This window comes from Achromobacter semiaridum (assembly GCF_053543755.1).
In genome coordinates this window covers 1-11,443 of record NZ_JBLVOL010000056.1, presented here as the reverse complement: position 1 = coordinate 11,443, position 11,443 = coordinate 1, and the positions used below count along the sequence as shown (strand labels likewise).

Below are 11,443 nucleotides of genomic sequence, written 5' to 3'. Positions count from 1 at the left end.
CCCCCGCCTCGATGCCTTCGCGTCCCTTGATGAAGTGTTCGTGCGGCAGCGTGCGGTCCATGATGAGCAGCACCGCCGCGCCCAGCAGGATGGCCGCCCCCACCGTCAGCCCGGCGCCCCAGGGGCCCATGCCCTGCCTTTCGGCCGCCTCGATGCCTGGCGCCACAAGCGAAAACGCGCTGGCCGCCAGCATCACGCCCGCGCCGAAGCCGAACATGCTGTCCTGGACCTTTTGCGGGATGGTGCGGGCGAACAGGATGGGCACGGTGCCCAGCGCGGTGGCGCCCGCCGCCACCAGCCCGCCCAGCAGGGCATCGGCGACGTGCGGCGCGCGCACGTCCAGGTAGGCCCACAGCTGGTGCATCGCCAGGCAGGACACCAGCACGGCCAGGGTCCAGACGCTGATGCTGGTGGCCGCGGGACGCACGCGGTGACGGCTGAATGTGTTCATGGGGCCGATGCCTCCATCACAAAGCGGGCTTAACCCTTTGCGGCCGCATAACGGCGAGCCACCTCGGGCCAATTCACGACATTGTAGAAGGCGCCAATGTATTCAGGGCGACGGTTTTGGTACTTGAGGTAATAGGCGTGTTCCCAGACGTCCAGGCCCAGGATCGGCGTGTTGCCCTGCATCAGCGGGCTCTCCTGGTTGGCGCTGCTTTCCACCACCAGCTTGCCGGCGGGCGTGACCGAGAGCCAGGCCCAGCCGCTGCCGAAGCGGGTCAGGGCCGCTTTGGTGAAGGCCTCGCGGAAGGCAGCCAGGCCACCCAGTTCGGATTCGATAGCGGCGGCCAGCGCGCCATCGGGTTCACCGCCGCCCTCGGGCGACATCACGGACCAGAACAAGCTGTGGTTGGCGTGGCCGCCGCCATGGTTGCGTACCGCGCCACGGACGGCCTCGGGCAGTTGATCCAGCCGGGCCACCAGGGTTTCAACAGGTTCGTCGGTACTGATGCCCGCCCCATCCAGCGCCGCATTCAGGCTGGTCACATAGGTTTGATGATGCTTGCTGTAGTGAATCCCCATCGTCATGGCGTCGATGTGAGGCTCCAGGGCGTCGTAGGCGTAGGGCAGCGTCGGCAGGGTATAGGGCATGAGCGTCTCCGAAACGGGAAACACAAATGATATGTATTTTTATTTGATAAAACAATCGCGGCGTTTCTTGTGCGCCATCACCGCGCCATTGCTTCGTTGAAGACAGCGCGCCTACAGCGCCTTGCCGCAGGCCACGCCGGATGCCCAGGCCCATTGGAAGTTGTAGCCGCCCAGCCAGCCGGTCACATCCACGGCTTCACCAATGAAATACAGGCCGGACGTAGTCTTGGCCTGCATGGATTTCTGGTCCAGGCCGCGTGTATCGACGCCGCCGCGCATCACCTCGGCCTTTTTGTAGCCGGCGGTGCCGCTGGGCACCAGCGTCCATTGATGGATGTCTTGCGCCAAGGCCCGCAGCGTTTTGTCCGGCGCGTCGGCCAGGCGCATCGCGGCCAGGCCGGGCTTGCCACCCTGCTCCGCCAGATGCAGCCAGCGGTCGGCCAGGCGCTTGGGCCACAGGCCCGCCAGCACGGTATGCAGTTGCTGCCGGTTGCCCGACTTGGACGCCAGCAATTCTTCGGCCAGGTCGCGGCCCGGCGCCAGGTCGATCACGATGGGTTCGCCCGGCTTCCAGTAGCTGGAAATTTGCAGGATGCCCGGGCCGGACAGGCCGCGATGGGTAAACAGCAGGTCTTCCAGGAATTCACCCCGCGCCTTGCCCTGCCCCGTGTGCAGGCCCACTTCCAGCGCTACGCCCGACAGCTCGGACAGCGCCTGCCATTGCCCCGGGTCAAAGGTCAGCGGCACCAGCGCGGGCCGGGGCTCGACCACCTTCAAGCCGAATTGGCGCGCGATCTTCAGGCCAAAGTCGGTGGCGCCCAACTGCGGAATCGCCATGCCGCCCGTGGCCACGACCAGCTTGGCCGCGCGGATCACGCCCTGGCTGGTATGCAGTTCAAAGCCCTGCGCGCCATGGCTGATCTCGGCCACCGAACAGCCCATGCGCCATTGCACATTGCCTGCGTCGCACTCGGCGCGCAGCATGTTGATGATGGATTCGCTGGAATCGTTGCAGAACAGCTGGCCACGGTGTTTCTCGTGCCAGGCGATATGGTGACGCTTCATCAGCGCCAGAAAATCCTGCGGCGTGTAAGCCGACAGTGCCGAGCGGCAGAAATGCGGGTTTTCGGACAGGAAATTGGCGGGTCCGGTGCCGATGTTGGTGAAGTTGCAGCGGCCACCGCCGGAAATGCGGATTTTCTCGGCCAGGCGCTCGGCATGGTCGACCAGCACCACGCGCAAGCCGCGCTGCCCGGCCACCGCTGCACACATCATGCCAGCGGCGCCGGCGCCGAGTACGGCTACATCAAACATCAGGACTCCAGACCCGCCGGGTCTTATTCTTCGATCAGGCAATCAACGTAGTAGCGCTTTTCGCCATCCGGACCCGCTTCATCGGCCAGGCCGTGAATATAGGTTTCGAAGCCGGGGAAGCGCTCATTGAATTCACGCGCGAATTGCAGGTACTGCACGATGGTGCGGTTAAAGCGTTCGCCCGGAATCAACAGCGGAATGCCCGGGGGATACGGCGTCAGCAGCACGCCCGTGACGCGGCCTTCCAGCTTGTCGATGTCGACACGCTCGACCTCGCGGTGCGCCATGCGGGCGAATGCGTCCGACGGCTTCAACGCCGGCACCATGTCGCTCAGGTACATCTCGGTGGTCAGGCGGGCAACGTCGCGGGCGCGGTAGGCTTCGTGGATTTCCTGGCACAGATCGCGCAGGCCCATGCGTTCGTAACGGCGATGCACGCGGCAGAAGTCCGGCAGGATGCGCCACAGCGGCTGGTTGCGGTCGTAGTCGTCCTTGAACTGCTGCAACGCGGTCAACAGCGTGTTCCAGCGGCCCTTGGTAATGCCGATGGTGAACAGGATGAAGAACGAATACAGGCCGGTCTTTTCGACCACGACGCCGTGCTCGGTCAGGTACTTGGACACCAGCGCGGCGGGGATGCCGGTTTCGCCGAAGCTGCCCGACATGTCCAGCCCCGGCGTGATAACCGTGGCCTTGATCGGGTCCAGCATGTTGAAGCCTTCGGCCATTTCGCCGAAGCCGTGCCAATGGTCGTTGGCTTCCAGGATCCATTCGTCGCGGTTGCCGATGCCTTCGGACACCAGGCGGTTCGGGCCCCAGACCTTGAACCACCAGTCGTTCTTGCCGAATTCGGATTCCACCTTGCGCATGGCGCGGCGGAAGTCCAGCGCTTCGCGGATGCTTTCCTCCACCAGCGCGGTGCCTCCGGGCGGCTCCATCATGGCGGCGGCCACGTCGCACGACGCGATAATCGCGTACTGCGGCGACGTCGACGTGTGCATCAGGTACGCCTCGTTGAAGACGTTGCGGTCCAGTTTGCGGGTCTCGGATTCCTGCACGATGATCTGCGAGGCCTGCGAAATGCCGGCCAGCAGCTTGTGCGTGGAGTGCGTGGCGAACACCATTGCGTCCTGGCTGCGCGGGCGGTCCTGGCCGATGGCGTGCATGTCCTGGTAGAACTCGTGGAACGAGGCGTGCGGCAGCCAGGCTTCGTCAAAGTGCAGCGTATCGACATAGCTGCCCAGCTGTTCCTTGATCATTTCCACGTTGTAGATGACGCCGTCGTACGTGCTTTGCGTCAGCGTCAGGATGCGCGGATTCTTGTTCACCGCTTCGCGCGCAAAGGGGTTGGCCTCGATCTTCTTGCGGATGTTGTCCGGGTGGAATTCTTCCAGCGGGATCGGGCCGATGATGCCCAGATGGTTGCGCGTGGGGCGCAGGAACACCGGGATCGCGCCCGTCATCGTGATGGCGTGCAGGATGGACTTGTGGCAGTTGCGATCCACCACGACCACGTCGCCCGCGGCCACGTTGGCGTGCCACACGACCTTGTTGGACGTGGACGTGCCGTTGGTCACGAAAAAGCAGTGATCGGCGTGGAAGATGCGCGCGGCGTTCAGCTCGGACTCGGCCACGGGGCCGGTGTGGTCCAGCAGCTGGCCCAATTCGTCCACGGCGTTGCAGACGTCGGCGCGCAGCATGTTTTCACCGAAGAACTGGTGGAACATACGGCCCACGGGGCTCTTCAGGAAGGCGACGCCGCCCGAGTGACCCGGGCAGTGCCAGGAATACGAACCGTCTTGCGCGTACTTGACCAGCTCGCGAAAGAACGGCGGCGGCAGCGAATCCACGTAGCTGCGTGCTTCGCGGATGATGTGGCGCGCCACGAATTCGGGGGTGTCCTCGAACATGTGGATGAAGCCGTGCAGCTCGCGCAGGATGTCGTTCGGAATGTGTTCCGACGTGCGCGTCTCGCCATACAGATAGATGGGGATATCGGCGTTGCGAAAGCGCAGTTCGCCGATGAACATGCGCAGGTTCTTGATGGCGCTGGCCACGTCTTCGGGCGAGTCCACGTCGAACTCTTCATCGTCGATCGACAGGATGAAGGCGCTGGCCCGGCTTTGCTGTTGCGCGAACGAACTCAGGTCGCCATAGCTGGTCACCCCGATCACCTCGACGCCCTCGGCCTCGATCGCTTCAGATAAGGCACGAATACCCAAACCGGACGCGTTCTCGGAACGGTAGTCCTCGTCGATGATGAAAATGGGGAAGCGAAATTTCATGCAGGCGCTCCTGGGGGCATGGCGGGTTCGGTCGCATAACGCGGCGCGAGTGTACTGCTAGTAAAAATCCGCCTGATGACAGACGGCGCGAGCCCCCGCCGACAGGCGGGAATGGCGGAATTGTAGGGCTGTTTTTCTTTCAGTCCTACGGGAAATCCCCAGATAGCCCGAACAGCCGTTGTCATGGCGCCAAAAGCCGGGCTTTCAGCACAGCGACAGCAACGGCGGCACAGAGCAAACCTAGCGGATGGTGCGAGCTTCGCCCGCTTCCAGGGCCAAGGTGAACTGCTCGAAGTAGGCGGGGATGGACTCGGCGGCCCCGTCCCGGATCCGGCGTTCTACCTTGGCGATGGCGCCAAAGCAGACTTCGGCCCCCGGTTCGCCGCACACGAGCACGACCGGGTCTTCGTCGTCGCAGACCTCGTACAGCCCGCCGTGCGCCCGGCGGCCGACCTCGTAGAGGTAGGCGGCGGCGCCAACGGTTTGCATGGGGGTAAGCGGCAAGGTGCCCAGGTGGGCGGCTTCCAGCGCGGTATCCAGCGCGTGGATGCTGGACAGCGAGTAGTCCAATATGGCGCCGGTGGATTCGGCGGCTTGTACAAAGTCTTGCGCGGCGTCTGCCACCCGTTCGACAAATGCGTCCTGCACTTCATCAAGGGTGGCTTCCTGGTTTGTCTTGAGGAAACCGAACATCGTTGGCTCCTTTGTGAAAACCGCAAGCGGCAATAGGGCCATTATAGGCAAGCGTGTTACCTATAATCGGCGGGAAACCCCTCAACGTTTCCTATTCCCAACACTTGCCGCCCATGACCGAACCGCTAGTCAGACGCCTGACCGCCCTTGACGCCCCGTCATTGCGACGTTTGCGCCTGGACGCGCTGGTTGAAACGCCCGAATCGTTCGGATCGAGTTACGAAGAGGAACACACGCTGACACTGGACGACATCAAAGGCTGGGTCACGCCCCAGGACGACAGCGCGATGTTCGGGGTGTTCGTGGGCGATGCGCTGGTGGGCATCATTGGCGTGGGCCGCCAGCGCAAGCTGAAGATGCGGCACAAGGCGCATATCTGGAGCGTCTACGTGGCCCCCGAACAGCGCGGCCAAGGGCTGGGGCGGCTGCTGTTGCAAGCGGCCATCGCGCATGCACGCACCATGCGCGGCATCCGCCAGGTGCAGTTAAGCGTCACGTCCAACAACACGTCGGCCGCCGCCTTGTACGCCGGCCTGGGCTTCGTGGAATACGGGCGGGAGCGGGAAGCGCTATGCGTGAATGACCGGCTTTACGACGAAACCCTGATGGCGCTGCCGCTGGCGGACAAGTAGACGGGCAGGCAACCTGCCCTACGCCGCCGCCCCGCGCCGCCGCGTGCCGTAGGCGCACACCTGATTACGGCCACCGTCCTTGGCTTTGTACAGCGCCTGGTCGGCCGCCTTGATGACCGCGTCCGGTGCACGCAGCGCGTCGCCCCGCTCGGCCACCCCGATGCTTACCGTTACCCGCAGCGGGCGCGGATTACGCGCCCCGCGCGCGCCACGCCGGCGCTGGCCCAGCTGGTCTGCCTTGGGCCGCGCGGGCTTGTCGCGCAAACGCATCTGATAGGCCTCGATCGCGCGGCGCACCGCTTCCAGATGCGGCAGGCTTTCCGCCGCCGTCTTGCCCGGAAACACCAACGTGAATTCTTCTCCGCCGTAGCGATACGCCTGCCCACCGCCCGGCACGCGCCGCAACTGCGACGCCACCATGCGCAGCACCTGGTCACCCACGTCATGCCCGTGCGTATCGTTGAACGCCTTGAAATGGTCCACGTCGGCCATCGCCAGCGTGTACACGCGGCCCATGCGTTGCAGGCGTTCGTTCAGCGCGCGCCGCCCCGGCAGGCCGGTCAGCTCGTCACGAAACGCCATGTGAAAGCCTTCGTGGGCCAGCGAGATGCAAAGCGCCGTCAGCGCGGCGGCCGACATCAGGGCCAGTTCGATCGGCTGCTGCGCGCCGCGCGGCAACGCCCATGCCATGCACACGAAACCCAGCCATTGTCCGGCCTGTTGCGGGCGCCCATAGCGCAGCAGCAACAGGGTCAGCGTCAGGCCGGTGCCCAGCAGCGCCACCAGCGCCTCGATGGGGACGCCCAGCCGCGCCAGCTTGCCTTGCACGGCCAGCGTGCCAAAGACGTCCATCAAACCTTCTTTGCCGATCAGCGCAATGCCGGCCATGCCGACCGCGATCAGGCCGATGCGCAGCGCCAGGTCCAACAGCATGCTGGACCGTTCGGCCCACAGCGCATTGATGGTGTAGGCAATGGCCCACCACGCCAGCGCGGGCCCCAACGCCCACGGCGCCTCGCGCGCCAACGTCGGCCACAGCGCCGTGGCCGCCAACACGCACAGCATCAGCGCCATGGTTTGCGAACGTTGATACATCAAACAGATGGCCGCGCCGATCAGCGCCATCACCCACGGCACGAACGGCACGATCAAGGTCAGCGCGGGCGGCCATTCGCGCCACAGCATCAGGCCCACCGCGGCAGCCACTGGCAACGCGGGGTAGAACAACAGGGGCAGCCAGGGGATATGGGGGTAACGCACGGTGGGGGCCTTGCTCGCTTGCAGAGATGACGTCGCCAAATCGGCAAACACATATATCCTTTTTACGGTCGCGGGCGGGGGTTCTTTAGCGCGGTTACCGCTGTGTCGCCGGCCTTCGGCGCGCGTGATATGTTTTCATCCCGCGCCGAAGGAATGCCGCCATGCAGCTGCTTGTGAACATCGATGTGCCCGACCTTGAACACGCCATCGTCTTCTATCAACGGGCCTTCGGCCTGACGTTGCACCGGCGGCTGGGGCCGAAGGCGGCTGAAATGCTGGGCGCCAACGCCCCCATCTATCTGCTGGAAAAGGCCGCCGGAAGCCCTGCCGCGGGTGCTGCGGGTGCTGCGGGCGGGGCGGGTGCTGCGGGCGGGGCGGCGCCATCGCGCGATTACGCGCGCCATTGGACGCCCGTGCATCTTGATGTTGTCGTGCCGGACGTGGACGCGGCCGTCGATCAGGCCGTCGCGGCCGGCGCCATTCTGGAAGGCCCCGCCGCCACCCACGCCTGGGGCCGCATCGCGCACCTTAGCGATCCGTACGGCCACGGCATCTGCATCCTGCAATTTTTGGGACGCGGCTATGACGAAATTACGGACCATCAAGTGCGGACCCTGCCCGTATCGGCGTCGGACTTCGACGCGCTGGCCGACATCCGCGTGCAGGCCATGCGCGACAGCCTGGAACGAGTGGGCAGATTCGACCCGGCGCGTGCCCGGGAACGGCTACGCGCCAATTTCCATCCGGATTGCACCTGGTGGATCGAACATGCCGGACAACGGGTGGGGTTCTATGCCCTGCGGCCGGACGGCCAGGGCCTGCGGCTGGACCACCTGTACCTGGTGCCCACCGCGCAAGGACAGGGCCTGGGCGGCCGCGTCCTGCAAAGGATTTTGGATGACGCCGACAGCCAGGGGCGGCCGGTCAGTGTGGGCGCGCTGCGCGGTAGCGATTCGAATCGGTTTTATCGCCGGCACGGGTTTGTGCAGACGGCCGAGTCCGAATGGGATATCGATTACCTGCGCCCGGTGCCGGAGCACGCGGGCTGAGCGTTCAGTCCGCTATCACCGGACCATGGCTCGGTAGCCGGCGCCAGCGGCCAGACCCGCCAGCGCCGCCCGATCAGGTGCGCGGCAGGGTCACGCCGCGTTGGCCCTGATACTTGCCGCCACGGTCCGCGTACGAGGTTTCGCAAACCTCATCGCTTTCCAGGAACAGCATCTGCGCGCAGCCTTCGCCCGCGTAGATCTTGGCGGGCAGCGGCGTGGTGTTGGAGAATTCCAGCGTGACGTGGCCTTCCCATTCGGGTTCCAGCGGCGTCACATTGACGATGATGCCGCAGCGCGCGTACGTGCTTTTGCCCAGGCAGATGGTCAGGACGCTGCGCGGAATACGGAAGTATTCCACCGTGCGGGCCAACGCAAAGGAATTCGGCGGGATGATGCAAACATCACCCTTGAAGTCCACGAACGAGCCTTCGTCGAAGTTTTTCGGGTCGACGATGGTGGAATTGATGTTCGTGAAAATCTTGAATTCATCGGCGCAGCGCACGTCGTAGCCGTAGCTGCTGGTGCCGTAGCTGACGATGCGCCCGCCATTGGCCGTGCGGACCTGGCCCGGTTCAAAGGGTTCGATCATGCCGGCGTCGGCCTGGCGGCGGATCCAGCGGTCGCTTTTGATGCTCATGGTGGGAATGGTGCTAAAGGGGGGAAGTGGCCGTCATTTTACTCAGTTCCCCCAGAACGTCCGGTACACCAGCGCGATGCCGTTGACCGACCCGCCCTTCAGGTCCACCGACAGCCCGCGCGCCAGCCGATAACTGGCCCGGCCCACGGTGTCGCTGCCGGCCAGCGCTTGCTCCACGCTTAGCGTAATGCCGTTGGCGAAGGACTTGCTGGCCACCAGGAACTGGGTCGCCAACTGGCTGTCACTGTCCCGGTTTACGTCGCCGGCCACGGTCCGGTCGGGCAGGATGCTGCCCGAACTGCCGATATTGCCGGTGCGCACGCTGACATCGTCCAGCCCGAACTGCTTGTAGAACGGCTGCCCGCCGCCCAGCAGCGCAGTGCCCACCGACACCAGCAAGGCCGCGTCGCTGCCGCTTTCGTCGGGACCGCGCCCCAGAAGCAGCCAAGACAGCTTTTCAACATCGCTGACGTCGGGGTACGACACCAGGTCGATACGCGGGCGCTGCGCGGTGCCGACCACCTTGACGCCGGCCTCGACCTGTTCGCCCGTGCGCAGCGCCTCGATATCCAGCAATGGGTTGTCCAGGCGGCCCTGGAACGTCAACGTCCCCCGGCTCAGGCGCAGCTTCTGGCCATAGGCTTCGATACCGCCGCCCCGCGTGCGCAATGCGCCCACGCCGGTCAGCCGGCCGTCGTTCAGCAGGATCTGGATGGAGCCCAGCAGCCCGGCGTCCAGCCCCATGCCGGTGATGTAGAAACGCGGCCCCATGTCGAACTTCAGGTTCATGCTGGTTTGCAGCGGCGTCGATACGGTGGCGCGGTCCTGGCCCGGCTGGATGACTTTGACGTCCTCATCCAGCGACGGCACGCCTTGCAGAATTTCCAGGCTGAACCAGCCGGCGTCGGCCTTGAGGTCGCCCACGATGTCGATGCGCGGCATGGCGGCCGTCAGCGTGACCGTGCCGGAAACCATGGCGTAGCGGTCTGAACGCTGCAAGGCCGGAAAGCGGTACAGCGTCAGCTTGATGTCGCCGCCGCCGTCCATGATGTTCCACTGCCCGCGCGCCTCGGCGTAGCCGCCCTTGGCCTCGGGGTTGGTCGTGATCCATTCCTTGGTGCGCCATTCGGCCGGCATCACGCGCAGCGATGCCGGAAAACGCAGGCTGTCCAGCACCAGCCGCTGGCCGTCCAGCCGCGCCGACAGCGTGCCGTCCACCAGGCGCACGCCGTCGTCAATGCGCACCAGGCGCAGCTTGTCGCCCCGGATGTTGCCCGTGGCCGACCATTTTCCGGCCAAGGTGCCTTGCACGTCGACGTTGGCCTTGACGGCGCCGCCCACTTCCATCGAATCGCCCACGAACAGACCAACCCAGGCCAGGTCGGCGATGTCGGCGTCCAGCTTGGCGCGCAGCGGCTGGCGCTCGTCCAGCGCCATGCCGCCCTTGGCGTCCACGCGCAGCACGGCGGTGCCGGTGCCGCTGACGGTGCCCATCTTGGCGGTGGCCAGGTCGATCCGGGCGTCCAGACGGCTGGCGTTGGGCGACGTGGGCGTGGCGGTCAGGTCCAGCACCAGCGCCTTCAGCCCCAATGGGATAGGGGGGTCGCCCGGGATCAACAGGTCGCCTTCACGGCGGGCAATGCGCGCCTTGCCCGCCAGACGGCCGTCGAACTTCAGGTCCCAAAGCAGGTCCAGCGCAATGCGGCGCTGGCCCTCGGGCACCATGGCGTTCACGCGGGATGGGCCCTTGCCCAGCTTGCCGGCAGCCTCGGGGTCCAAGGCGCCGATCACCTGGCGGGCCATGGCGGCGGTGATGACAAGGTTGTCCGCCTGGCCGGCGGTTTCCCAGCGCTTGCCGCCGGCGCGCGAGCCTTGATGCGCCAAGGTCAGGCGTTCCTTGCCGGGCAGCGTCACGCTGATAACGGTTTGGCCGACCTGCCATTGCCATTGCGGGTGCACGGCCGACGGCAGATAAGCCAAAGCGACCGGGCGGTCAGCTGCCACGCCGAACCCGGCGCTATCGGCCGTCAGCTTGGAAAAGGTGCCGCGCCAGCCGACCAGCGCTGCGTCGGGCTGGCCCGCCGGGCCCTTGCCCCAGCCGCCGGCGAAGACGATATTGGCCTTGGCCGGCGCTTCGCCCAGCACGCCCGCGCGCGGTTTGGCGGGGGTATAGCCGGCGTTCAGCTCGCCGCGATGCGCCGCGATATTGCCGGCCAGCTTGCCCTTGAGCTCAGCGCCGCCCGGGATGCCGGGCCAGAAGGCGTCCAGTTGCGGCGCCTGCGCGTCCAGGGTCAGCGCGCCGTCGGTGGCGTCCATCTCGCCCATTGCGCGGATGCGGTTGCGACCCAGCTTCAGGTCCACGTCCAACCCGTGAATGCGCAGGCCGGAAAGCGGGTCGGATGAGGAGGCGGGTGCGGGTGCGGTGGCGGGTGCCGGTGCGGTGGCGGGCGCCGGTGCGGTGGCGGTGGCGGTGGCGGG

9 protein-coding genes and 1 pseudogene are annotated in these 11,443 nt (G+C 65.7%); 2 read left to right on the top strand and 8 right to left on the bottom strand.

Going from position 1 to position 11,443, the window contains the following annotated elements; translation table 11 throughout:
- The 5 genes and pseudogenes from ACNPP0_RS16030 to ACNPP0_RS16010 all read right to left on the bottom strand — a co-directional run.
- Positions 1-451: pseudogene (locus tag ACNPP0_RS16030) on the bottom strand (ZIP family metal transporter); the annotation flags it as partial.
- Between the two features lie 29 nt (positions 452-480).
- Positions 481-1,095 (bottom strand): superoxide dismutase, encoded by a 615-nt coding sequence (locus tag ACNPP0_RS16025; RefSeq protein WP_448706435.1) that lies wholly within the window; start codon positions 1,093-1,095, stop codon positions 481-483.
- Between the two features lie 111 nt (positions 1,096-1,206).
- Positions 1,207-2,409 carry a BaiN/RdsA family NAD(P)/FAD-dependent oxidoreductase gene (locus ACNPP0_RS16020; protein ID WP_448706434.1) on the bottom strand — a complete coding sequence of 401 codons (1,203 nt, stop codon included), beginning with the start codon at positions 2,407-2,409 and terminating at the stop codon, positions 1,207-1,209.
- A 23-nt stretch (positions 2,410-2,432) separates the two neighbouring features.
- Positions 2,433-4,694, bottom strand: a complete 2,262-nt coding sequence (locus tag ACNPP0_RS16015) for an Orn/Lys/Arg family decarboxylase (protein ID WP_314355552.1) — start codon at positions 4,692-4,694, stop codon at positions 2,433-2,435.
- Between the two features lie 240 nt (positions 4,695-4,934).
- Positions 4,935-5,387 (bottom strand): hypothetical protein, encoded by a 453-nt coding sequence (locus ACNPP0_RS16010; protein WP_332610194.1) that lies wholly within the window; start codon positions 5,385-5,387, stop codon positions 4,935-4,937.
- A gap of 113 nt (positions 5,388-5,500) precedes the next feature.
- Here ACNPP0_RS16010 and ACNPP0_RS16005 point away from each other — a divergent pair, with 113 nt between their 5' ends.
- Positions 5,501-6,019: a GNAT family N-acetyltransferase gene (locus tag ACNPP0_RS16005; RefSeq protein ID WP_448706433.1), complete on the top strand. Its 519-nt coding sequence runs from the start codon at positions 5,501-5,503 to the stop codon at positions 6,017-6,019.
- Positions 6,020-6,037: 18 nt separating this feature from the next.
- Here ACNPP0_RS16005 and ACNPP0_RS16000 read toward each other — a convergent pair whose 3' ends face one another.
- Positions 6,038-7,279, bottom strand: a complete 1,242-nt coding sequence (locus tag ACNPP0_RS16000; protein WP_332610191.1) for a GGDEF domain-containing protein — start codon at positions 7,277-7,279, stop codon at positions 6,038-6,040.
- 161 nt (positions 7,280-7,440) lie between these two features.
- On the opposite strand from ACNPP0_RS16000, the gene ACNPP0_RS15995 reads away from it, so the two are divergent.
- On the top strand, positions 7,441-8,328 hold the full coding sequence (locus tag ACNPP0_RS15995; protein ID WP_448706432.1) for a GNAT family N-acetyltransferase: 888 nt from the start codon (positions 7,441-7,443) through the stop codon (positions 8,326-8,328).
- Between the two features lie 73 nt (positions 8,329-8,401).
- Here the strand turns inward: ACNPP0_RS15995 and dcd are convergent, their stop codons facing one another.
- Both dcd and ACNPP0_RS15985 read right to left on the bottom strand, forming a co-directional pair.
- Positions 8,402-8,965 carry a dCTP deaminase gene (gene dcd, locus ACNPP0_RS15990; protein ID WP_006221748.1) on the bottom strand — a complete coding sequence of 188 codons (564 nt, stop codon included), beginning with the start codon at positions 8,963-8,965 and terminating at the stop codon, positions 8,402-8,404.
- Positions 8,966-9,007: 42 nt separating this feature from the next.
- On the bottom strand, positions 9,008-11,443 hold a 2,436-nt coding region (locus ACNPP0_RS15985), incomplete at its 5' end, for a translocation/assembly module TamB domain-containing protein (RefSeq protein WP_448706431.1).

What these genes read in the sequence shown, in the direction of transcription:
- ACNPP0_RS16025 (WP_448706435.1), bottom strand. Translation starts at nt 1,095, where the DNA reads ATGCCCTATACCCTGCCGACGCTGCCCTACGCCTACGACGCCCTGGAG.
- ACNPP0_RS16020 (WP_448706434.1), bottom strand. Translation starts at nt 2,409, where the DNA reads ATGTTTGATGTAGCCGTACTCGGCGCCGGCGCCGCTGGCATGATGTGT.
- ACNPP0_RS16015 (WP_314355552.1), bottom strand. Translation starts at nt 4,694, where the DNA reads ATGAAATTTCGCTTCCCCATTTTCATCATCGACGAGGACTACCGTTCC.
- ACNPP0_RS16010 (WP_332610194.1), bottom strand. Translation starts at nt 5,387, where the DNA reads ATGTTCGGTTTCCTCAAGACAAACCAGGAAGCCACCCTTGATGAAGTG.
- ACNPP0_RS16005 (WP_448706433.1), top strand. Translation starts at nt 5,501, where the DNA reads ATGACCGAACCGCTAGTCAGACGCCTGACCGCCCTTGACGCCCCGTCA.
- ACNPP0_RS15995 (WP_448706432.1), top strand. Translation starts at nt 7,441, where the DNA reads ATGCAGCTGCTTGTGAACATCGATGTGCCCGACCTTGAACACGCCATC.
- dcd (WP_006221748.1), bottom strand. Translation starts at nt 8,965, where the DNA reads ATGAGCATCAAAAGCGACCGCTGGATCCGCCGCCAGGCCGACGCCGGC.